A 20,226-nucleotide genomic window follows, 5' to 3' on the forward strand; every position below is an offset into this window, starting at 1 on the left:
CGGGGCCGCGTCCGGCCGATCAGGTCAGGCGTAGCGGACCTGGTAGTGCTTGATCCCGTTGAGCCAGCTCGACCGGAGCCGGTCCGGCGGGGAGACTTCCGCGATGTCCGGCATGACGTCGGCGATGGCGTTGAAGATCAGGTCGATCTCCAGCCGCGCGAGGTTGGCGCCGATGCAGTAGTGCGAACCCGTGCCGCCGAAGCCGACGTGCGGGTTGTCCTCGCGGAGGATGTCGAACTTCTCCGGCTCGTCGAAGTGGTCCGGGTCGAAGTTCGCGGAACTGTAGAACATCCCGACCCTGTCGCCCTTGCGGATGTGCTGGCCGCCGAGCTCGGTGTCCCTGGTCGCGGTGCGCTGGAAGGCGACCACCGGGGTGGCCCAGCGGACGATCTCGTCCGGGGCGGTCTTCGGCCGCTCCCTCTTGTACAGCTCCCACTGGTCGGGGTGATCGAGGAACGCCTTCATCCCGTGGGTGATCGCGTTGCGCGTGGTCTCGTTGCCCGCGACGGCGAGCAGGATGACGAAGAAGCCGAACTCGTCCGACGCCAGCGACTCGCCGTCGACGTCGGCCTGCACCAGCTTCGTGACGATGTCGTCCATCGGGCACTTGCGGCGTTCTTCGGCCATGTTCCAGGCGTAACCGACGATCTCCGCGGACGCGGCCAGCGGTTCGACCTCGTACTCGGGGTCGTCGTAGGCGACCATCTGGTTGGACCAGTCGAAGACCTTCAGCCGGTCTTCCTGCGGGATGCCGATCAGTTCGGCGATGGCCTGCAAGGGAAGTTCGCAGGCGACGTCGACGACGAAATCGCCGGAGCCCTTCTTCTTCGCCTCGCTGACGATCCGTTCCGCGCGGTCGCGCAGGGTGTCCTCGAGCTTCGCGATCGACCTCGGTGTGAAGCCCTTCGACACGATCCGCCGCAGCTTCGTGTGCTGCGGGGCGTCCATGTTGAGCAGGACCAGCCGGTTGGCTTCGAGGCTGTCGTCGGTCATGTTCTCGTCGAACCGGATGATCGCGGTCTTCTCCCGGGAGGAGAACAGCTCGCTGTCCCTCGACACCGCCTTGACGTCATCGAGCCGGCTGACCACCCAGTAGCCGTCATCGCGGAAGCCCGCGGTGTTGTGGGGCTGGGGGTTCCACCAGACCGGTGCCGTGCGGCGGAGTTCGGCGAACTCCTCCAGAGGCAGTCTGGTGGCGTAAAGATCCGGATCGGTGAAATCGAAACCGGCGGGGATCAGGGGAGCGGCCACGGGCTACCTCCTACGCGGTTCGCCAATGAAACACGTTCTAGACCCGATTGAAGCATACGGTGTTTACCAAGTGAAGAGTTTTCAGTGAAACCCGTTAACTCGGCCACCGTGGATCATGCGACCCAGGCAACGAGCGGGAACGGCGACCAGCGATCAAAAACGGGCCAACCCTGCGACGTCTTGCTCAAATCAAGAACGTGTTCTACTTTTCTCGGTAGTGAACAGTGTTTCCCCAGGAGGCGAACGTGGGTAGTCCGGTGATCGTCGAGGCGGTCCGCACCCCCATCGGCAAGCGCAGGGGTCACCTGGCGGGGCTGCACGCCGCCGAGATCCTCGGCGCGGCGCAGCGCGCCCTGCTCGAACGCGCGGGGCTGGATCCCACGCTGGTCGAGCAGGCGATCGGCGGCGCCGTGACCCAGGCCGGCGAGCAGGCGGGCAACGTCACGCGCACCGCGTGGCTGCACGCCGGGCTCCCCGAGACCACGGGCGCGACCACCATCGACGCCCAGTGCGGATCGGCGCAGCAGGCGACGCACCTGATCGCCGGGCTCATCGCGGCCGGCGCGATCGACGCCGGCGTCTCCTGCGGGGTCGAGGCGATGAGCCGGGTCCCGCTGGGCGCGAACCGCGGCGAGGGCATCGGCACGCCCCGGCCGGAGTCGTGGTCGATCGACATGCCCAACCAGTACGGCGCGGCCGAGCGGATCGCGGAACGCCGCGGGATCACCCGGCAGGACGTCGACCGGTTCGGCACCGAGTCCCAGGCCAAGGCCGCCGCCGCCTGGGCCGCGGGGCACTTCGACCGCGAGGTCGTCGCGGTGAAGGCCCCCGTGCTCGGCGAGGACGGCGCACCGACCGGCGAGACACGGCTGGTGTCCCGCGACCAAGGACTCCGCGAGACGACCGTCGAAGGCCTCGCCAGGCTCAAGCCCGTCCTCGAAGGCGGCGTGCACACGGCCGGGACCTCGTCTCAGATCTCCGACGGCGCGGCCGCGCTCCTGCTGATGGACTCGGACCGGGCCAAGGCACTGGGCCTCAAGCCGCGAGCAAGGATCGTCTCGCAGGCGTTGGTCGGCGCGGAGCCGTACTACCACCTCGACGGCCCCGTGCAGGCGACCGAACGCGTCCTGGCCAAGGCGGGGATGGCGATCGCCGACCTCGACCTCTTCGAAGTCAACGAGGCGTTCGCTTCGGTCGTGTTGTCGTGGCTGCGGGTGCACCGGCCCGACGAAGGCAAGGTCAACGTGAACGGTGGCGCGATCGCGCTCGGGCATCCCGTCGGCAGCACCGGCGCCCGCCTGCTGACCACGGCGTTGCACGAACTGGAACGCCGTGACGCGAGCACCGCGCTGGTGACGATGTGCGCCGGTGGCGCGCTTTCCACCGGCACGATCATCGAACGGATCTAGCTTCACTCCGGGTGAGGGGTGTGTGGAAATAGGGACGTTCACTGTCTCTATTTCCACACAGTGCTCATGACCGGACCGGTCACTCACGACTGTGTGGATTTCTGGTCATCTGACGCCCCAAACTCCACACAGTCGACGACCGCGACTGGCCACCTGACTTTGCCTTGCCCTGCTAGTCCAGACCGACCTCGACCACCGGACCGTTGTCCGGCCTCGCGAGCCGTTTGCTCCCCTGCCCCTCCTTCCAGTAGTCGAAATAGATGGTGTTGCCCTCGACCCAGGTCAGCACCGCTTCGGTGAGTTCGAGCCGGAAGACGTGCGCCTCCCCGTCGTCGCCCTGCAGGCGGGCGACCTCCGCCGGATCGGTGATCTCGACGGCCTTTCCCGACACCTTCGCGTCCGCGCCGCCCTCGTCGATCGCCGAGGCGGCGTGGATCGCGAACCTGCCGTCGCGTTGCAGGTCCTTCGCTTTCATCGCGCCGATCATCGAACCGATCAGCAGGTCCCGCTCACGGAAATCGACCTCACTGCCACTGACCCTGGGCGAGCCGTCCCGTCGGACCGTCGCCAGCACATGCGACTTCGCCGCGGTGAACCGCTCCTTGATCTTCTCCGCCAGCGCAGGTGCCTCTTCACTGAACTGCTGCCACGTCGCCATGCGGAACAGCGTCCCACCGGGGTCCGACAGTTTCGAGGCCTCAGGGCCGCGGCGCCCCCATCGGGTTCGGCAGCGGGATCGCCCCGGCGTCGAAGATGTGGCGGCTCAGCGGGACGGCGAGCCGCACGGCCTCGGCGGCCCCGTCCTCGCCGAGCGCTTCGAGCGGGCCGGTGGCGAGACGGTCGGTCTCGTCCTCGATCCGTTGGCGCAGCGCGATTCCCGGACCGGTGAGGGCCAGATCGCCGTCGAGGATCCCGCGTCCGGACAACCGCGCGACGCTCTCGTCCCACTCGTCGTCGGACCAGCCGCGGTTGACCTGGACCACCTCGCGGGTCACCGCTCCGCTGCCGATGTGGGTCAGCGTGGTGTCGAGCCCGCGCAGCCCGGCGGCGACGGCGGACAGCACGTGACCGTCCCCGCGATGCTCGCGCAACACCGTCGCCGCGAGCCAGACCCGGCCGGCGAGCGTGGCGGGCCTGGTCACCGAGGACCAGGCGGCGGCTAGCGGCCTTGCCGCGTAATCGCAGCCGGTGACGGCTTGCTCGAGCAGGTCGGCGAGGTCCGCGAGAGGCGCGTCGTCGGGCAGGATCCGGTTCAGGGCTTCCTCGACGGCGTCCATCCGGCTCTTCAGCACGATCGCCGGTTCGGCGTATTTCCACGCGTCGGGCAAGGACCGCGCGACCATCCGCGGGGCGAATCCGAACAGCATCGCGGTCGCCGGTGGTTCCGGCAGCGGCCCGAGCGGCGCGACCCGGCCGGCGAAATAGCCCATCCACCACCCGGGCAGGCCTGCCGCCTTGGCCGCGGCCGCCGTTTCCGGCGCGAAGTAGACGACGGCGTGCAGCGGCTCGACCGCTTCCCAGAGACGGCGCTGAAGTGACTTCACGCCTCCATCTTGCCTCGCCGAAAACGGGATGCGGGCGATCGCGGCGTGGTGTGGGATCACGGCATGGTGATCAGCTTGGAGAAACCGGGACCCGATGGGCTGAACGAGGCCGTCGACGCGCTGCGGGAGTGGCAATCCGAAGGCGTGGCCTGGCAACTGCATCCCGGTGACCTCGGCTGGTTCTGGCGTTCGGGGGCGGAGGCGACAGCCGCGGCGGTCCGGATCTGGCGCCGGGACGGGCGGATTCTCGCCGTCGGGCTCCTGGACGGAGCCGATCTCCTGCGCGTGACGACCGCCCCCGATGTCCGCCGGGACGAGGAATTGGCGCGGCGGATGGCCGAAGACATCGTCGCGCCGGAACGCGGGGTGCTGCCACCGGGAGAGGTGTCCGTCGAAGCGCCGAACGACGCCCTGCTCCACGATCTGCTGCCCGGCCACGGCTGGCACGCCGGCGAACCGTGGACCCCGCTGCGCCGCGACCTCACCGAACCGGTGAAGGACCCAGGCCTGCGGATCGAGACGATCGGTCCGGACGACTGCCATGTTTGGGCCGACGTGATGCGGGGAGCCTTCGACGGCTCGACGTTCACCCCCGAGAAGTGGCGCACGATGGCGACCGGAGCGCCGTACGCCGACTCCCGCTACCTCGTCGGGTACGACGAACAGGGCGACGCGGTCGCAGCGGTGGCCGTGTGGTCGGCCGGGCAGGGCAAACCCGGTGTGCTGGAACCGATGGGCGTACACCGGGACCATCGCGGGCACGGTCACGGCAGGGCGATCACCTTCGCCGCGGCGGCCGCGCTCCGGAAGCTCGGCTCGTCGAGCGCGGGCGTGAACACGCCGAGTTCCAATGTCGCCGCGGTCGCGACCTACGAATCGAGCGGGTTCCAGCGGCTTCCCGAGGTCCGGGATCTGACGCGGGACGCCTCGTGAGTGGTAAGAACGGTTAGAACCGTCCTTACCACTCACGAGACCGAAGACCTACGCTCCATAAACGGGTTCAGACACGGGAGCCTCCGCCAGCAACTCCGCCACCACCGGCCCGAGTTCGGCGGGCGACCACCGGGAACCCTTGTCCCGCACCGTGCCGTGCCGCCAGCCCTGCGCGATCGAGACGCGCCCGCCGTCGACCTCGAACACCCGGCCGGTGACCCCGGACGACTCCTCGCTGCCGAGCCACACCACCAGCGGCGACACGTTTTCCGGTGCCATGGCGTCGAAACCGTCCTCCGGCGCGGCCATGTCGTCGGCGAAGGCCACTTCGGTCATCCGGGTGCGGGCGGCCGGGGCGATCGCGTTCACGGTGACGCCGTACCGCGCGAATTCGGTGGCGGCGACCAGCGTGAGCCCCAGGATCCCGGACTTCGCGGCCGCGTAGTTCCCCTGCCCGACGCTGCCGAGCAGACCCGCGCCCGAACTGGTGTTGATCACCCGCGCGGTCCGCGTCCGGCCGGCCTTCGCCTCGGCTCGCCAGTATTCGGCGGCGTGCCGCGTCGGCGCGAAATGCCCCTTCAGGTGGACACGGATGACCGCGTCCCACTCCTCCTCGCCGAGGTTGACCAGCATCCGGTCGCGCAGGAAACCCGCGTTGTTGACCAGGACGTCCAAGCCGCCGAACGTTTCGACGGCCGTCCGCACCAGCGCCGCGGCACCGTCCCACGAAGCGATGTCGTCGGTGTTCGCCACCGCCTTGCCGCCGAGCGCCTCGATCTCGTCGACGACGTCCTGGGCGGGCCCGGCCGACCCTCCGCTTCCGTCGATCCCGGCGCCGAGGTCGTTCACCACCACCCGCGCGCCCTCGGCGGCGAACGCGAGCGCGTGCGCCCGCCCGATGCCACGACCGGCTCCGGTCACCACCACGATCCGGCCGTCGGCGATCCCGCTCACACCGGCTCCTTTCGTTCTTTCACCAGGGAATTGGAAGCGGCGAGGAAGGCAGGAACCTCTCCCCCGCCGTGCACGGTCAGGCAGGCGCCGCTGACGTAGGAAGCCAGCGGGGAAGCCAGGAACACCGCGCAGGCACCGATCTCGTCCGGATCGGCCAACCGTCCTAACGGGACAGTCGCGCCCACCGCCTCGATGCCCGCTTCGTCGCCGTAGTGCAGATGCGAGTGCTCCGTCCGCACCATGCCGACGTCGAGCCCGTTGACCCGCACCTTCGGCGCCCACTCGACGGCGAGCGACGCGGTCAAGTTGTCCAGGCCCGCTTTCGCCGCGCCGTAGGACGCCGTGCCCGGCGACGGTCTCGTCGCGCTGACACTGCTGATGTTCACGATGACGCCGCCGCTTTCCTGCTCCTGCATGACGGCGTTCGCCGCACGCGCGACGGCCAGCGGAGCCAGGAGGTTCAGCGCGACGATCTTCTCGTGGAACCGCGGCGACGCGTTCGCCGCCTCGGCGTACGGAGCGCCGCCCGCGTTGTTGACCACGACGTCGAGCCTGCCGTGCCGCCGGATGACCTCTTCGACGAGCGCGTCGACCTCTTTCGGGTCGCGGACGTCGCAGGAGATGAACGTCGACGCGCCGTCCCCGGCGCAGACGGGCCGCTCAGGTTCGGTGCGCGCGCAGGTGACGACTTCGGCCCCGGCACGCAGGAAAGTCCTGGTGACACCGGCGCCGACGCCGCGGACCCCGCCGGTCACCAGCACCACCGCGCCGTCGAGCCGAAGTTCGAGTGCCATGCCGGGCCTCCTTCACGTCGCTGTACCCGGGCCGGACGTCCTGCTAACGTACCAAGCAAGTGCTAGGTTTGGTAGCGGAGAAGGGTGTCCGATGACCGTTTCCACCCACTCACCGGAGCCCGGCGTCGCCGTGGTCACGGTCGACGCGCCCCCGGTGAACGCGCTGAGCGTGAAGGGATGGTTCGCCCTCGCGTCCGCCGTCACCGAAGCCGGACGCGATCCGGCGATCCACGTGGTGGTGCTGCGCGCGGAGGGCCGCGGGTTCAACGCCGGGGTCGACATCAAGGAGATCCAGCGCGACCCGGGGTACGGGGCGCTGATCGGCGCGAACGAGGGCTGCGCGGCGGCGTTCTCCGCCGTGTACGACTGCGCCGTCCCGGTGATCGCCGCGGTGCAGGGTTTCTGTCTCGGCGGCGGGGTCGGCCTGGTCGGCAACGCGGACGTCGTGGTCGCCAGCGAGGACGCCACCTTCGGGCTCCCCGAAGTCGACCGCGGCGCGCTGGGCGCGGCGACCCATCTCGCGCGGCTGGTCCCCCAGCATCTGATGCGCGCCCTGTACTACACGGCTTCGACGATCACCGCGGATCAGTTGCATCACCACGGTTCGGTCTACGCCGTCGTCCCGCGAGAGGACCTCGACGAGACCGCGCTCGGCGTCGCGCGGCAGATCGCGGCGAAGGACACCCGCGTGATCCGCGCCGCGAAACAGGCCATCAACGGCATCGACGTCCAGCCCGTGCACCGCAGCTACCGCTTCGAGCAGGGATTCACCTTCGAACTCAACCTGGCGGGCGTCTCGGACGGCGCGCGCCAGGAGTTCTTGGACGGTAAGGGGAAGTGATGGCCGACAAGCGGACGACGCCGGACGAGATCGCCGCCGAACTGAAGGACGGCATGACGATCGGGATCGGCGGCTGGGGCTCGCGGCGCAAGCCCATGGCGCTGGTGCGCGCGATCCTGCGTTCTCCGGTCAAGGATCTCACCGTGGTCTCCTACGGCGGTCCGGACGTCGGGCTCCTGGCGTCGGCGGGCAAGATCAAGCATCTCGTCTTCGGTTTCGTCACCCTCGACTCGATCCCCTACGACCCGTGGTTCTCCCGGGTGCGGGAAGCCGGGTCGATCACCGTCACGGAGTACGACGAAGGCGTGTTCGGGACCGGTCTTTCCGCTGCCGCGCAACGACTTCCCTTCCTGCCGACCCGGGCGGGACTCGGCTCCGGTGTCCTGGACCTGAACCCGTCGCTGCGCACCGTCCGCTCGCCGTACGACGACGCCGAAGAGCTGCTGGCCGTGCCCGCTCTGAAGCTCGACGCGGCCTTCGTCCACCTCAACCGCGCCGACGCCCGGGGCAACGCGCAGTACCTCGGGCCCGATCCGTACTTCGACGAGCTGTTCGCGCTCGCCGCCGACAAGTGTTACGTGTCAACGGAAAAGATCGTCGAGACGGCCGAGCTCACCGAAGCGGGGCCGGTGCAGAGCCTGTTGCTGAGCCGGATGCTCGTCACCGGGGTGGCCGAGACGCCGAACGGCGCGCATTTCACCACCGCCGTCCCGGACTACGGGCGCGACGAGCGTTTCCAGCGTCATTACGCCGAAGCGGCCAAGGATCTCGACGCGTGGCCGGAATTCGTCGACAGGTTCCTGTCCGGGGACGAAGCGCACTACCAGAAGGCCGTCGCCGAATTCGGGGAGTCCGCGTGAGTGACATCAGCCGTGCCGAAGTGGCCGTCGTGGCCTGCGCCGAATTGTTTCGCGGTGACGGCGAGATCGTGGTGAGCCCCATGGGTTTCATCCCGTCGCTGGGCGCCAGGCTCGCCAGGCTGACGTTCGAGCCGGACATCCTGCTGTCCGACGGCGAGGCGTACCTGATGACCCCGGACGCCGTCGTCGAAGGCTGGCAACCGTTCCGCAAGGTGCTCGACACCGTTGTGCCGCGCGGAAAACGGCATGTGGTGATGGGCGCCAACCAGATCGACGGCGAGGGAAACCAGAACATCTCGGCGATCGGCGACCATTCCCGGCCGAGGAAACAACTTCTCGGTGTGCGCGGCGGGCCGGGCAACACGGCCAACCACCGCACGAGCTACTGGGTTCCCAGGCACGGCAAGCGGGTGTTCGTCGACCAGGTCGACGTCGTGTCCGGCGTCGGCTACGCCAGGGCGCGCGAGGCGGGGCTGCGGTATCACGACGTCCATCGCGTCGTCACCAACCTCGGCGTCCTGGACTTCGGCGGTGAAGACCACGCGCCACGGCTGCTTTCCGTGCATCCGGGGGTTTCCGTGGACGAGGTCGTCGAGGCGACTTCTTTCCCGCTGATCACCGACGGGGTCACCGAATCCCGGCTGCCGACCGAGACCGAACTGCTCCTGATCCGCACCAGCCTGGATCCGAAGTCCTTGCGTGACAAGGAAGTCCCGTCGTGAAGACCGCGCTGACCGAACTGGCCGGGATCCGGCATCCGATCGTGCAGACCGGGATGGGCTGGGTCGCCGGGCCGCGGCTGGTGTCCGCGACGGCCGAGGCGGGCGGTCTCGGCATCCTCGCGTCCGCCACGATGTCCTACGACGAGCTGGCGGCGGCGATCAAGGAGGTCAAGAGCCGCACGTCCCGGCCGTTCGGGGTCAACCTCCGCGCGGACGCCGAAGACGCCGCGCGCCGGGTCGAGCTGCTCATCACCGAGGAAGTCCGCGTCGCGTCCTTCGCGCTCGCGCCGAAGAAGGACATGATCGCGCGGCTCAAGGACAACGGCGTCCTCGTCGTGCCTTCGGTCGGCGCGGCCAGGCACGCGGAGAAGGTCGCGGGCTGGGGCGCCGACGCCGTCATCGTGCAGGGCGGCGAGGGCGGCGGGCACACCGGCGGGGTCGCGACGACCTTGCTGCTGCCTTCGGTACTGGACGCGGTCGACATCCCGGTGGTCGCCGCGGGCGGCTTCTTCGACGGCCGGGGCCTGGCCGCCGCGCTCGCCTACGGGGCGGCCGGCGTCGCCATGGGCACCCGGTTCCTCCTGACGCGGGAAAGCACCGTCCCCGACGAGATCAAGCAGGCGTACCTCGCCCGTGACCTCAATGGCACCGTCGTCACCCGGAAGGTGGACGGGATGCCGCATCGCGTGCTCCGGACGGAATTGGTCGACGCGCTCGAATCCGCCGGTCCGGTGAGCGGGTTCGCCCGTGCCGCCCGCAACGCCGCGAAGTTCCGCAAACTGACCGGGCTGTCGTGGCGTTCGCTGGCGACCGAAGGGCTGCGGATGAAACGCGGCGGCGACCGGACGTGGTCCCAGGTCCTGATGGCCGCCAACACGCCGATGCTGTTGCGCGCCGGGCTCGTCGAGGGCGACCGGAGCGCCGGGGTGCTGGCGTCCGGGCAGGTCGTCGGCCTGCTCGGCGACCTGCCCGCCGTCGGCGACCTGATCGAGACGATCGTCGCCGACGCCACCGGCATCCTGCGGGGGCTGGCCTCGGAGTGAGGGTCCGGGCACGCTGTGCTTGACTTCGGCCATGATCTCGGAGAGTCGTTGTCCGGTCGAGGACGGTGAGCTGTACGTCCGCAGTACCGGCGAAGGGCCGCTTCTGCTCCTGATCGCGGGCGGGCTGGGCTCGGCGGACACCTTCCGGGCGATGACGAAGCTGCTCGCGGACGACTACACCGTCGTCACCTACGACCGGCGCGGTCACTTCCGCAGCACGGACACCAGCACCGGACCGGTCAGCGTGCCGAAGCAGGCCGACGACGCCCACGCGGTGCTCCAGCACGTCGGGGGCGGCCCCGCGAGCGTGTTCGGCACCAGCGCGGGCGCCATGATCGGTCTCGACCTCGTGGCCCGCTACCCGGACGCGGCGACCGTGCTGGTCGCCCACGAACCGCCCGCCATCCAGCTGCTGCCCGACGCGCTCGGCTGGCTCGACGAGGCCAACGCGCAGGTCCGGCTCGCCCAGGCGGGTGACCTGATGGGGGCGTTCAAACGGTTCACCGACGGGATCGCCGGCGCCGCGCTGCCCGAACTGCGCGCGATCCGGCTGCCGAACGAGGAGGACTGGAAGCGGCTGTTCGGCCGCGAGCTGGCCGAGATCCTCGACTATCTTCCCGATCTGCGGGCACTGCGGCGGAGCAGGACCGAGATCGTCCCCGTCGCGGGCGTCGGCAGCCGGGGGCACTACCACTACCAGCCCGCGAAGATCCTCGCGCTCGAGCTGGGGTTGCCGTTCACGGAGGTGCCCGGCGCGCATCTGGCGCCGCAGCGGAACCCCGCCCAGTTCACCGAAGCGCTGCGGGACCTGCTCGAAGGCTGAGTCAGGGCATCAGGGGCAGCTTCCCGACCAGCTTGTCGATCCGGTTGCGCGGGCCGACGATGCCGATCGCGCAGAAGTCCATCTCCTCGGTCGGGATCTCCTTCATCGTCGCGAGGAAGTCGGTGTAGACGCGGATCTGCTGGGCGACGGCGGGCATGTCGGCGACGTGGCAGTCCGGCGACGCGGCCGCCTTGGCACGAATGGCCCGGAGCTTCCCGGCGTCGGCCGACAGGATCGAGCAACCGACCCAGGGCAAACCCGTGTAGTGCTCGCCGCCGGCGTCGACCGCTTCGTCTCCCAGGAGCCCGCTGACCCCCTGCGCGGTGGCGACGGCGGTGCAGACCGCCGCGTTGACCGCGCGGCCGGGCGGCAGTTCGTTGTTGACCACGATCACCCATTTCAACCGGGCCGACCGGGTGGACGCGGTGAAGTCGATCTCCTCGGGGGCGAATCCGATGGCCGTACCGTGCTCGGACATTCAGCTGTCTCCTGCTCACTTCAACGGATGAACAAGGCCAAGCTAGGAGGACATACGAGTAGAGTCCACCGTGTTCGTACTTAATACGGCGAGAGGGCCGAGATGGCGCGACTGGACGAACTTGATAAGGCGATCCTGGCGCAATTGCAGTCGGACGCACGGAAGACCAACCGCGAGGTGGCCGCCGCGGTGGGCGTTTCGCCGACCACCGCGCTGGACCGCACCCGCGGGCTGCGGGAACGCGGCGTGATCCGCGGCGCGCTGCTGGACGTGGACCTGCCGTCGATCGGCCGCGGGGTGCAGGCGCTCATCGCGGTGCGGGTGCGGCCGCCCTCGCGGCGCAACATCGAAGGCTTCCGGAACTGGGTCAACGCGCTGCCCGACCTCGTCGGGCTCTACGTGACCACCGGGACCGAGGATTTCATCCTGCATGTGGCGGTGCCCGACAACGACAGCCTCTACGCCTTCGTGATCGACAAGCTGACCGAACGCCCCGAGGTGGCCGACGTGCGCACCTCGATGGTGTTCGAGCACAGTCGGCGCACCAAGATCACGCCGGTGGACCGCTAGAGCTCGCGGATGACGCGGGCCGGGTTGCCCGCGGCGAACACCTTCGACGGCAGGTCACGTGTGACGACGCTGCCCGCGCCCACCACCACGTCGTCCCCGATGGTCACTCCCGCGCACACGATGACGCCGCCGCCGAACCAGACGTTGTCCCCGATGGTGATCGGCGCGGCGGATTCCCAGCGCTGCCGCCGCAGTTCGTGATCCTCCATGGGATGCAGCGCGGTCAGCAGCTGGCAGCGCGGGCCGATCGAGCAGTCCGAGCCGATCCTGATCGGCGCGCAGTCGAGCAGGATGGCGTCGTAGTTGAGGAAACTGTTGGCGCCGATCTCGATCAGGTAGCCGTAGTCGCACTGGAACCGCGGCATGATCCAGGAGCCCTCGCCGAGCTTTCCCAGCAGCTCGCGCAGGATCGTGTCCCGCTCACCGGTCTCCTCGGCGCCCGTGCCGTTGAACCGGTCGACGAGTGCCTGCGCGCGCCTGCGGTCGGCGACCAGTTCGGGGTCGTTGTCCCGGTACAGCTCGCCGCGCAGCATGCGGTCCTTCTGCTCACCCATGCCGCCAACCTACCGAAAAGTGTCCTGCCGGCGAGCCTCCCGGGGAGGCCGCCGACAGGACGGGTGAATGCTTGCGGAGCGTTCTTCAGTTGTGTCGATCGGTTTCCGGGTAGGGCCGGCCCGGCGGATGGGTGAGGTGTAGGGGGGACCCGCCGGGCCGGAGTATCTTCCTTTCTCTTCGCAGGTTCCTGCTTCCGCTTCAGGGCGTCATTCGCGGCACTGACGGCCTTCGTTGACGCAGTCGACGAGACGGTCCATGATCCGGTCCGGCATCACGTTCGCGAAATCGTCGTGGTCGGAGAAGGGGTTGTGATCCTCTTCGGGGAACGAGTCCACTTTGTACTGACCGTTGACCTGGATCTGCCGGGGGATCTCGTAGGTCAGCGAGATGGTGAGCTCCGGGACGGCGGTCAGGCCGTTCGCGCATTCACCGTTCTCGTCCGGGTACTTGATGTGGTCCCGGTGGTTTTCGCTGTCGATGTTGTCGCCGTCGAGACAGCTCGGGAACGTGTGCACCCGCTTGACGTCGCTGCCTTCGGGGCAGATCGGGTACTGCTTGATGAGCCTGTTCTCGAAACCGGTGCAGGTCCAGCTCTCCCGCGCGTTGGCGGGCCCGTTGGTGCTGACTTTCGCGTCACCGTAAAGGATACGGAGGAACTTGGGCATCTCCTTCACCTTCTCCCGGGCGTTGCCCTTGAAGGTGATGTCGACGACCGCGGGACGCTGGATCTCCCCGTCGTTGCCGGCGAGTTCGTTGTCCGCGTTCGGCTCCTCCAGCTGAGCCTGATCCTGCTCGTCGTTGTTCTGATCCTGGTCGTTCTGCTGGTTCTGGTCGTCCTGGTTCCGCTGCCGGTTCCGGTCACCGTCGCGGTTCTGGTCCCGGCCGTCCTGCCGCCGCTCCTGGTTCTGCCCGCCTTGTTGCTCCGCGGCTTCCTCGGCGGTGTCGATCCGCACCACCGGCCAGAAGTACGTCGACTCGTCGCCGTTGCGGCAGGTGGTGCCGGCGCCGAGCAGACTGTCGTTGTCCGAATCCGCGTTCGTGGAAAGATTCCCGACGTAATCGTGCAGATGCTGGGCGCCGTTGCGCACACCCGGTTGCGCGATGAAGTTGTCGGGATTGAAATGCCCGTTCTCGTTCCGGCCGCAGTCGACGGTGAACGAACCGGTGGAGGCGTTCCGGCCCGGCTCCGGCTTCTCGACGTTCGGCCGGACCTTGGTGATGTCCACGAACTGCGACCTGTCCACCTCGTCCGCGGCGGCGCGTTCGGGGTCGCCGGTCGTGGTGGACACCACCAGGGCTCCGACCGCGATCGACAGGCCCAGCAACGCGGTCGCGATCTTGGTCCTGCGGGCGATCCGATGGCGCCCTTGATTTCGTGCCATTAGCTGCTCACCTCATTCGTTTCCGGGCGCGCCGAACATTCGCACCCGGGCATGAGCCACGCATTAGTCGAATACGGGAATTCACCGAATTCGCGGCGAACCCTTCTGTTCGCCCGCCGGTCCAGATCCGGCTACTGGGGAATACGGCTCCGGCCGGGAACCGGTTCAAAACGCGATCCGGCCGTTATCTTTCCGTTATATGACTACCGGCGCACGATGGCCAGTACGGTGCCGTCCCGCTTGTGGACCTCGAAGCGTTCGATGTCGGCCTTCCGCAGCGCCGTCGAACCGGTGATGACGAGGGGCGCGGGGGAACCGGGCACGCCGTAGCCCTTGGCAGGCACGCTCCAGTTGTTGACGACGTAGGCCTCTCCGCCGTGGGAGTAGGCGAAAAGCTGGCAGGTCATCGGGCCGACGAGACCGCGCAGTTCGAGCTCGACGGCGCTGCCCCATTCCTTGTCCTGCACCGTGACCTCGGCGGCGACCGCGTTGCCCGCCTCGGACCAGCCGAACGGGGCGGCTCCGCCGTCCGGCCCCGTCTCGCGTTCCCGCGAAGACGACGGAGGCGACACCACCGACGTGACGACGGTGGGCGCGGCCTGCGTCACGACCGGTTCACGGTCGGTGAGCGAAAGGACGGCGAGCGGTCCGCCGACGACGAGCACGAGCACGGCGGCGGCCGTGGCGAGCCGGACGACCTTGCGGCGACGGCCCGCCTTCGCCGCGTCCGCGAGCAGCATCCGCAGCACCCGCGGGCCCGGGCCCTTGACGGGCGGATCCGGCCAGCTCTTCTTGACCATGTCGAGGATGTCGGGCAGGTGGTACATCTCCACCAGCTCGACCTGACACTCGGGACACTCCAGCAGATGCGCTTCGAACCTGGCGTGGTCCTCCTCGCCGAGGACGCCGAGCACGTAGGCGGCGATGTCCGTGTGGACGGTTCCGGACACCTCGCTCACCCCCGCTCCTGCAGCGCCCTGCGCAACGCGCGCACAGCGTGGTGGATCCGCGATTTCACCGTACCCGGCGGGACTCCGAGCGTCGCCGCGACCTCGTTCACGGTGCGGTCACGAAGATAGGTCTGCTGAACGGCCTCGCGTTGTTCCGGGGAAAGATTGCGCAGGGCCTCGTAAACGATCATGGCCGCGAGCGTCTTCTCCGATTCGTCCGGCACTCCGATCGAATCCGACTCCAGTTCCTCCACCTCTTGAGGGCGGGCGCTCCGGCTCCGCCAGCCGTCGATGACGATGCGCCTGGCCACGGTGAACAGCCAGGCGCGCAGCATTTCCGGCTGCCGGTCGAGTTTGCCGGCGTTGCGCCACGCCTTGATGAGCGTCTCCTGGACCACGTCCTCGGCCCACTGGCGATCGTGGCCGGTCAGCTTCAGCACGAACGCCATCAGGCTGGACCCGAACTCCTGGTACAACGCCCTGATGAGGTCGTCATGCCCGTTCGACGCGGGTTCATGATCGACGATTGGCTGCAGTATCCGAGAGTGGCGTCCCACGCGGCACATCTTTGTGGGCTCGGGGGCGATAAGTCCAGAGCGAAAGTTTTTTGAACCGTTTCCCGCCCGTGACCGTATCCCCTACCGAAGACCCCGACCCGGCGCTGTCCCCCGCACCGCCGAATCCACTGTGGATCATGACTGTCCATAGTGGACCCGAACCTGCCTGCACACCATCTCCCCGCGGTGATGGCGTTCTCCTCTGGCCCCGACAGGAGGATTTCCGTGAACCCCGTGTCACGCTCGGTCATACCTCTTACCCTCACGTTGGCCGCGGTCGCGCTGACCGCCGCCTGCACCACCGGTACCGCGGGACCGAACGGTTCTCCGGGCGCGGCCCCCGCCGCCGGAGCGGCGCAGATCCCCGGCATGCCCGACCCCGCGGCCGAACCCGCCCCCGGTGTCACGGCGGCGATCCTGTTCGACCTCGGGCCGATCGTCACCGACACCAATGGTTTCACGCTGTACCGCTACGACAAGGACACGGTGAATCCGCCGAAGTCGAATTGCACGGAAACCTGCGCGCGGACCTGGATTCCCGCCAAGTCCGGCGGCGACCTCGTGGTCACCGGGATCGACCGCGCGCTGGTCGGCACCGTGACCAGGGACGACGGCACCGAGCAGATCACGCTCGCGGGCTGGCCGCTCTACCGCAACGCCAACGACGCGATGCCCGGCAACACCGGCGGGCAAGGCGTCGACGACGCGTGGTTCCCCGCCAAGCCGGACGGCACGAAAGTGCTGCTCACCGCGGACACCTGGCAGGCCGATGACCTCGGCATCTGATCTCCCCAGACCCGTCCGCGCGCTGCTCGTCCTGCTGACAGCGGCCACGGTGAGCCTGTTCGGCCCGGTCGGCGAGGCGCACGCCCAAGAACTCTCCGCCGCGGACAAGAACCTGATCGTCAACGTCAAACTGGCCGGACTGTGGGAAATGCCCGCCGGGATGTGGGCGCAGGAACGCGGGAAGAGCAAGCGGACCCGCGAAGTCGGCCGGACGTTGATGATCGACCACGGCAGGCTCGACACCGCGACGCACGCCATCGCCGACCGGTTCGGCATCGCCCTGCCGTCCGAGCCCTCGGATCAGCAGTCCGCGTGGCTCGGCGAGATGAAGGCCGCCCGCGACGACAGCGAGTTCGACCGGATCTTCGCCAACCGGCTCCGGTACGCGCACGGGATCCTGTTCCCCGTCATCGCGCAGGTCAGGGCCGGTACCCGCAACGACGTCGTCCGTGACTACGCGACGACGGCCAACCAGGCGGTGCTGCGGCATATGACCCTGCTGGAGAGCACCGGCGTCGTCGACCAGTCGCTGATGCCGGAGGCTCCGGTGCCGCAGTCGAACTCGGCCAACGCCGCGATGGACGTCGGCTTCGGCGACTTCGCCCTCGGCCTGCTGCTCACGGTGGTGCTCGGCGGCGGGCTGTTCTATGCCCTCCGGACAGTGCGCAGCAAGAACACCCGGACCCGCGACCGCGCGGCCGCCGCCGAACCGGCCCCGGTTCCCAGTGCCCCAGGAGAGATCAATGTATGACCAGTGGTCCGAGGTGGTGATCGTGCTGACCCAGAAATCGGACACCGACGCCGGCATCAAGGGCATGGCGCAGACCTCCGCCCGGATCGCCTACGGCTTCATGTGCCTCACCCTCTGCTGGGGTGTGCTCACCGCGACCGGCTGGATCAAGTCGCTGACCGGGCGGAAGGCCCTGCGCAACTCGCATATGGTGCTCGGCATCCTGGCGTTGTCGTTCGGCGTCGTGCACGCGATGTCGTTCCTGTTCCTGCCCGACGGTTTCACCCTGGCGCAGGTCACGATCCCGCTTCTGCCGGGCACCCTGGCGCGGCACCAACTCGGTGTCATCGGGCTCGAGGTCATGCTCGCCGTCGCGCTGACCGGCGGGATCAGCCGCTTCAGTTCTTACCGGCGCTTTCTGTGGATCCACCGGCTCGCCTATCCGGCGGTCGCGATCACCGCGCTGCACGCGTTCTTCGGCGCCATGGCCAACGGGCATCTGGGCCTGCTGTGGTTCGGCGGGATCACGCTGCTGGTCCCCGCGGTGCTGCTGACCGCGCTGCGGTTCACGCCGACCCGCTACCTGGAACGGCTGGGCCTGGTCGAAGAACTGGTCTGACGACTTGGAGAACGAGAAATGATCTTCGGAAGCATCCGGCGCGGCACCCGCGTCAGCGTCGACAACGAGCGGTGCGAGATCTTCGGCTTCTGCGAGATGGAAGCGCCGTCGACGTTCAAGATCGGCCCGGACGGCAAGCTCCGCATCCGCCGGATGGTCGACCGGGACGGGCTGGATCAGGCCATCTCCGCCGCCCGGCTCTGCCCGAAACAAGCCATCAGAGTCAAGGGAGAAGGAGCGTACGACGATGAGTGACGGAGATCGGATCGTCATCGTCGGCGCGGGCGTCGCCGGCCTCCGCTCGGCGGAACGGTTGCGGGAACTGGGTTTCGACGGCGAGATCGTGCTGGTCGGCGACGAGCCGCGGAAGCCGTACCACCGGCCGATGGTGTCGAAGGAGCTCATCACCGGCGGGGTGAAACCGGTGGCCGCGAGCCTGGAGCCGTACGTCGACCTGGACGTCCACTGGCGGCTCGGCACCCGCGCGACCTGGCTCGACAGCAAGGAGCGCACCGTCCACCTGCCGGGTGGGGAATCCCTTTGGTACGACGGGTTGATCATCGCGACCGGCGTCTACCCCCGCCATCTTCCCGGATCGCCGCGCCACGACCCCCGGGTCCGAGTGCTGCGCACCGTGGAGGATTCACTGGCCGTCCGGCGGGCGTTGGGGAACAGCAACAAATCCGTCGTGGTGATCGGCAGCGGCCTGATCGGCAACGAGTTCGCCGCGTCGATGCGGTACATGGGCCGCGACGTCACGCTCATCGGGCACGCGAAGGCGCCTTTGCACCGCTTCGGGGAGCGGATCGCTTCGGCGCTCACCAAGGAACATCAGCACCATCGCGCCAAGCTGGCGATGAACACCGAGGTGCGGAACTGGATCAGCACCAAGGAGACGGTGGGGCTGCACCTGACCAACAACCAGTTCCTGGTGGCCAGCTGCGTGGTGCTCTCGATCGGCAGCGTGCCGGCCGTGGACTGGCTGCGCGGGTCGGAGCTGACCATCGACGACGGCGTGCTGTGCGAATCGACCCTGTTCGCCGTCGGGGCGGAAGACGTCGTGGTCGCCGGCGACGTCGCGAAATGGCCGAACCTGCGGATCGACGAGACCCCACGGCGGGTCGAGCACTGGATGAACGGCGTCGAATCCGGGCGCGCGGCGGCGGAAAGCCTGATGCTGGGCCGGGGCAACGCGCGGCCGTACACGCCGCTCCCCCGCGCCTGGTCTTCCCTGTACGACGCGCGGTTGCAGACCGTCGGGATGCCGTCGCTGGGCAGGGACACGATCGAACTCTCCGACGGGGTCACCGGTTTCGTCCGCGACGGCAGGCTGATCGGCGCAGCGGGCTGGGACCGGCCCAAGGCGATGATCCACTGGACCGCCGAACTCGACCGTCGGCTGCCAGTGCCCGAGCCGGTGTTCCCCGCTCCCGCCGCACCTTCGCTCGCGGACACGCCGATCGGGGAGGACATCCTGGCCCCGTTCGAGCGGGACTTCCTGTCCGAGACGCCGACCGAGGCCGTTCCCGCGCCGGAAAGGATGCCCTGGGCTCGCGTTCCCGCCGGGTGACCCGGGATCGCGAACGGACCGGGGCCGCGCGCGGCGGCCGCGGTCCCCTCAGGTGGCGGTGGGTCGCCGGGCCTCCGCGCCCACCGCCACCCCTGGGGACGCCGGGAGGTACCGGGACCGACGGTGATTCGGGCTCCGCCGGGTACCGCCCTTCGGGCTCCCCGCTTCCGGTCGGGGCCCTTCCAGGACTGACTCACCTGGAAGGGCCCCGATCCATGGCTGCTGAAGGACGCTTCCCCGCGTGATCGAACACGGCACTCACGTGATTGGACGCGTAACTCGCGTGTCTGGAGGCGTAACTCGCGTGATTGGACGCGTAACTCGCGTGTGCGGTCTCCGATCACGCGAGTTACGCGTCTGATCACGCGAGTTGCGCGTCTGATCACGCGAGTTACGCGCAACTCACGAGGACGGCGCCTTCACGACCACGGTGTCCTCCGGCCCGACGACCCGCCCGTCCGAAGCCCGGATCTCCAGCTCCCGCAACGGAAGCCCGCCGTCGCGGTCCACCAGTTCCGAACGCGGCTCGCCCTCGGCGAAGAAATGCGCCTCGCCCCATTGCCGCAGCGCGACGATCACCGGGAACAGGTCGCGCCCCTTCGGCGTCAGGACGTACTCGCTGTACGTGCTCCCGTCCGAAGCCGGCACCATGTCGAGCACTCCGTGTCCGACGAGCGCCCGCAGCCGCGCGGACAGGATGTTCTTCGCGACACCGAGGCTGCGCTGGAATTCCCCGAACCGGCGGACGCCGTCGAAGGCGTCACGCACGATCAGGAGTGACCACCAGTCACCGATCGTGTCGACCGAGCGCGCCACCGGGCACGAAGCTTCGTCGAACGTCGTCCGCTTCACCAT

24 protein-coding genes are annotated in these 20,226 nt (G+C 68.7%); 13 read left to right on the forward strand and 11 right to left on the reverse strand.

Annotation, left to right across the window (positions count from 1 at the left end; translation table 11 throughout):
• Nucleotides 1-24: 24 nt before the first annotated feature.
• Nucleotides 25-1,251, reverse strand: coding sequence for a cytochrome P450 (locus H4W30_RS27215; protein WP_192745432.1), 1,227 nt, complete (start codon nucleotides 1,249-1,251; stop codon nucleotides 25-27).
• A gap of 245 nt (nucleotides 1,252-1,496) precedes the next feature.
• Between H4W30_RS27215 and H4W30_RS27220 the strand changes: the two genes are divergently transcribed.
• Nucleotides 1,497-2,660, forward strand: coding sequence for a steroid 3-ketoacyl-CoA thiolase (locus tag H4W30_RS27220; protein ID WP_192745433.1), 1,164 nt, complete (start codon nucleotides 1,497-1,499; stop codon nucleotides 2,658-2,660).
• Between the two features lie 172 nt (nucleotides 2,661-2,832).
• On the opposite strand, the gene H4W30_RS27225 is transcribed toward H4W30_RS27220, so the two are convergent.
• Both H4W30_RS27225 and H4W30_RS27230 read right to left on the reverse strand, forming a co-directional pair.
• On the reverse strand, nucleotides 2,833-3,318 hold the full coding sequence (locus H4W30_RS27225; RefSeq protein ID WP_192745434.1) for a pyridoxamine 5'-phosphate oxidase family protein: 486 nt from the start codon (nucleotides 3,316-3,318) through the stop codon (nucleotides 2,833-2,835).
• Nucleotides 3,319-3,358: 40 nt separating this feature from the next.
• Nucleotides 3,359-4,204: an SCO6745 family protein gene (locus H4W30_RS27230; RefSeq protein ID WP_192745435.1), complete on the reverse strand. Its 846-nt coding sequence runs from the start codon at nucleotides 4,202-4,204 to the stop codon at nucleotides 3,359-3,361.
• Nucleotides 4,205-4,267: 63 nt separating this feature from the next.
• Here H4W30_RS27230 and H4W30_RS27235 point away from each other — a divergent pair, with 63 nt between their 5' ends.
• Nucleotides 4,268-5,137 carry a GNAT family N-acetyltransferase gene (locus tag H4W30_RS27235; protein ID WP_192745436.1) on the forward strand — a complete coding sequence of 290 codons (870 nt, stop codon included), beginning with the start codon at nucleotides 4,268-4,270 and terminating at the stop codon, nucleotides 5,135-5,137.
• A gap of 48 nt (nucleotides 5,138-5,185) precedes the next feature.
• On the opposite strand, the gene H4W30_RS27240 is transcribed toward H4W30_RS27235, so the two are convergent.
• On the reverse strand, nucleotides 5,186-6,091 hold the full coding sequence (locus H4W30_RS27240) for an SDR family oxidoreductase (RefSeq protein ID WP_192745437.1): 906 nt from the start codon (nucleotides 6,089-6,091) through the stop codon (nucleotides 5,186-5,188).
• Nucleotides 6,088-6,885 carry an SDR family oxidoreductase gene (locus H4W30_RS27245; protein WP_192745438.1) on the reverse strand — a complete coding sequence of 266 codons (798 nt, stop codon included), beginning with the start codon at nucleotides 6,883-6,885 and terminating at the stop codon, nucleotides 6,088-6,090. Before H4W30_RS27245 ends, H4W30_RS27240 begins: the two co-directional genes overlap by 4 nt.
• Before the next feature lie 91 nt (nucleotides 6,886-6,976).
• On the opposite strand from H4W30_RS27245, the gene H4W30_RS27250 reads away from it, so the two are divergent.
• Genes H4W30_RS27250 through H4W30_RS27270 form a run of 5 tightly spaced genes read left to right on the forward strand, consistent with a single transcriptional unit; the run spans nucleotide 6,977 to nucleotide 11,174 of the window.
• Entirely contained in the window at nucleotides 6,977-7,726 is a 750-nt protein-coding gene (locus H4W30_RS27250; protein WP_192745439.1) for an enoyl-CoA hydratase family protein, read from the forward strand.
• Nucleotides 7,726-8,586 carry a CoA transferase subunit A gene (locus H4W30_RS27255; protein WP_192745440.1) on the forward strand — a complete coding sequence of 287 codons (861 nt, stop codon included), beginning with the start codon at nucleotides 7,726-7,728 and terminating at the stop codon, nucleotides 8,584-8,586. Before H4W30_RS27250 ends, H4W30_RS27255 begins: the two co-directional genes overlap by 1 nt.
• Nucleotides 8,583-9,308, forward strand: coding sequence for a CoA-transferase subunit beta (locus H4W30_RS27260; RefSeq protein ID WP_192745441.1), 726 nt, complete (start codon nucleotides 8,583-8,585; stop codon nucleotides 9,306-9,308). Before H4W30_RS27255 ends, H4W30_RS27260 begins: the two co-directional genes overlap by 4 nt.
• The gene (locus H4W30_RS27265; RefSeq protein ID WP_192745442.1) at nucleotides 9,305-10,351 is read left to right on the forward strand and encodes an NAD(P)H-dependent flavin oxidoreductase; all 1,047 of its coding nucleotides are present in this window, start codon (nucleotides 9,305-9,307) and stop codon (nucleotides 10,349-10,351) included. Before H4W30_RS27260 ends, H4W30_RS27265 begins: the two co-directional genes overlap by 4 nt.
• 31 nt (nucleotides 10,352-10,382) lie before the next feature.
• Nucleotides 10,383-11,174 carry an alpha/beta fold hydrolase gene (locus tag H4W30_RS27270; RefSeq protein ID WP_192745443.1) on the forward strand — a complete coding sequence of 264 codons (792 nt, stop codon included), beginning with the start codon at nucleotides 10,383-10,385 and terminating at the stop codon, nucleotides 11,172-11,174.
• A 1-nt stretch (nucleotide 11,175) separates the two neighbouring features.
• Here the strand turns inward: H4W30_RS27270 and H4W30_RS27275 are convergent, their stop codons facing one another.
• Nucleotides 11,176-11,652, reverse strand: coding sequence for a DUF2000 domain-containing protein (locus H4W30_RS27275; RefSeq protein WP_192745444.1), 477 nt, complete (start codon nucleotides 11,650-11,652; stop codon nucleotides 11,176-11,178).
• Nucleotides 11,653-11,754: 102 nt separating this feature from the next.
• Between H4W30_RS27275 and H4W30_RS27280 the strand changes: the two genes are divergently transcribed.
• A complete protein-coding gene (locus tag H4W30_RS27280) occupies nucleotides 11,755-12,222 on the forward strand; it encodes an Lrp/AsnC family transcriptional regulator (RefSeq protein WP_034317178.1) in 468 nt (155 codons plus the stop codon).
• Here H4W30_RS27280 and H4W30_RS27285 read toward each other — a convergent pair.
• The 4 genes from H4W30_RS27285 to H4W30_RS27300 form a co-directional block, all read right to left on the reverse strand.
• A complete protein-coding gene (locus tag H4W30_RS27285; protein WP_192745445.1) occupies nucleotides 12,219-12,776 on the reverse strand; it encodes a sugar O-acetyltransferase in 558 nt (185 codons plus the stop codon). The genes H4W30_RS27280 and H4W30_RS27285 overlap by 4 nt on opposite strands.
• Before the next feature lie 207 nt (nucleotides 12,777-12,983).
• Nucleotides 12,984-14,159, reverse strand: coding sequence for a DUF1996 domain-containing protein (locus H4W30_RS27290; protein ID WP_192745446.1), 1,176 nt, complete (start codon nucleotides 14,157-14,159; stop codon nucleotides 12,984-12,986).
• A 203-nt stretch (nucleotides 14,160-14,362) separates the two neighbouring features.
• The gene (locus H4W30_RS27295) at nucleotides 14,363-15,118 is read right to left on the reverse strand and encodes an anti-sigma factor family protein (RefSeq protein ID WP_192745447.1); all 756 of its coding nucleotides are present in this window, start codon (nucleotides 15,116-15,118) and stop codon (nucleotides 14,363-14,365) included.
• Complete coding sequence (locus H4W30_RS27300) at nucleotides 15,115-15,666, reverse strand: sigma-70 family RNA polymerase sigma factor (protein ID WP_034317190.1); 552 nt, start codon at nucleotides 15,664-15,666, stop codon at nucleotides 15,115-15,117. Before H4W30_RS27300 ends, H4W30_RS27295 begins: the two co-directional genes overlap by 4 nt.
• Nucleotides 15,667-15,891: 225 nt before the next feature.
• On the opposite strand from H4W30_RS27300, the gene H4W30_RS27305 reads away from it, so the two are divergent.
• From H4W30_RS27305 to H4W30_RS27325, 5 genes are read left to right on the forward strand one after another with little or no spacing between them, the layout of a single operon-like run.
• On the forward strand, nucleotides 15,892-16,452 hold the full coding sequence (locus tag H4W30_RS27305; RefSeq protein ID WP_192745448.1) for a hypothetical protein: 561 nt from the start codon (nucleotides 15,892-15,894) through the stop codon (nucleotides 16,450-16,452).
• Complete coding sequence (locus H4W30_RS27310) at nucleotides 16,436-17,203, forward strand: DUF4142 domain-containing protein (protein WP_192745449.1); 768 nt, start codon at nucleotides 16,436-16,438, stop codon at nucleotides 17,201-17,203. The genes H4W30_RS27305 and H4W30_RS27310 overlap by 17 nt, the downstream gene beginning before the upstream one ends.
• Nucleotides 17,196-17,801, forward strand: a complete 606-nt coding sequence (locus H4W30_RS27315; protein WP_192745450.1) for a ferric reductase-like transmembrane domain-containing protein — start codon at nucleotides 17,196-17,198, stop codon at nucleotides 17,799-17,801. Before H4W30_RS27310 ends, H4W30_RS27315 begins: the two co-directional genes overlap by 8 nt.
• 18 nt (nucleotides 17,802-17,819) lie before the next feature.
• Nucleotides 17,820-18,056 carry a ferredoxin gene (locus H4W30_RS27320; protein ID WP_007033644.1) on the forward strand — a complete coding sequence of 79 codons (237 nt, stop codon included), beginning with the start codon at nucleotides 17,820-17,822 and terminating at the stop codon, nucleotides 18,054-18,056.
• Nucleotides 18,049-19,371 carry an NAD(P)/FAD-dependent oxidoreductase gene (locus H4W30_RS27325; protein ID WP_192745451.1) on the forward strand — a complete coding sequence of 441 codons (1,323 nt, stop codon included), beginning with the start codon at nucleotides 18,049-18,051 and terminating at the stop codon, nucleotides 19,369-19,371. Before H4W30_RS27320 ends, H4W30_RS27325 begins: the two co-directional genes overlap by 8 nt.
• A 402-nt stretch (nucleotides 19,372-19,773) precedes the next feature.
• On the opposite strand, the gene H4W30_RS27330 is transcribed toward H4W30_RS27325, so the two are convergent.
• Nucleotides 19,774-20,226 carry a winged helix-turn-helix transcriptional regulator gene (locus H4W30_RS27330; RefSeq protein WP_192745452.1) on the reverse strand — a complete coding sequence of 151 codons (453 nt, stop codon included), beginning with the start codon at nucleotides 20,224-20,226 and terminating at the stop codon, nucleotides 19,774-19,776.

Origin of the sequence: Amycolatopsis roodepoortensis (assembly GCF_014873915.1) — a bacterium.
GTDB classification, from domain to species: Bacteria; Actinomycetota; Actinomycetes; order Mycobacteriales; family Pseudonocardiaceae; genus Amycolatopsis; species Amycolatopsis roodepoortensis.

Bases quoted from the DNA above. Each gene is read 5' to 3' on its own strand.
- H4W30_RS27225 (WP_192745434.1), bottom strand. From the start codon at position 3,318: ATGGCGACGTGGCAGCAGTTCAGTGAAGAGGCACCTGCGCTGGCGGAG.
- H4W30_RS27235 (WP_192745436.1), top strand. From the start codon at position 4,268: ATGGTGATCAGCTTGGAGAAACCGGGACCCGATGGGCTGAACGAGGCC.
- H4W30_RS27245 (WP_192745438.1), bottom strand. From the start codon at position 6,885: ATGGCACTCGAACTTCGGCTCGACGGCGCGGTGGTGCTGGTGACCGGC.
- H4W30_RS27250 (WP_192745439.1), top strand. From the start codon at position 6,977: ATGACCGTTTCCACCCACTCACCGGAGCCCGGCGTCGCCGTGGTCACG.
- H4W30_RS27255 (WP_192745440.1), top strand. From the start codon at position 7,726: ATGGCCGACAAGCGGACGACGCCGGACGAGATCGCCGCCGAACTGAAG.
- H4W30_RS27270 (WP_192745443.1), top strand. From the start codon at position 10,383: ATGATCTCGGAGAGTCGTTGTCCGGTCGAGGACGGTGAGCTGTACGTC.
- H4W30_RS27275 (WP_192745444.1), bottom strand. From the start codon at position 11,652: ATGTCCGAGCACGGTACGGCCATCGGATTCGCCCCCGAGGAGATCGAC.
- H4W30_RS27280 (WP_034317178.1), top strand. From the start codon at position 11,755: ATGGCGCGACTGGACGAACTTGATAAGGCGATCCTGGCGCAATTGCAG.
- H4W30_RS27285 (WP_192745445.1), bottom strand. From the start codon at position 12,776: ATGGGTGAGCAGAAGGACCGCATGCTGCGCGGCGAGCTGTACCGGGAC.
- H4W30_RS27290 (WP_192745446.1), bottom strand. From the start codon at position 14,159: ATGGCACGAAATCAAGGGCGCCATCGGATCGCCCGCAGGACCAAGATC.
- H4W30_RS27310 (WP_192745449.1), top strand. From the start codon at position 16,436: ATGACCTCGGCATCTGATCTCCCCAGACCCGTCCGCGCGCTGCTCGTC.
- H4W30_RS27315 (WP_192745450.1), top strand. From the start codon at position 17,196: ATGTATGACCAGTGGTCCGAGGTGGTGATCGTGCTGACCCAGAAATCG.
- H4W30_RS27320 (WP_007033644.1), top strand. From the start codon at position 17,820: ATGATCTTCGGAAGCATCCGGCGCGGCACCCGCGTCAGCGTCGACAAC.
- H4W30_RS27325 (WP_192745451.1), top strand. From the start codon at position 18,049: ATGAGTGACGGAGATCGGATCGTCATCGTCGGCGCGGGCGTCGCCGGC.
- H4W30_RS27330 (WP_192745452.1), bottom strand. From the start codon at position 20,226: ATGGTGAAGCGGACGACGTTCGACGAAGCTTCGTGCCCGGTGGCGCGC.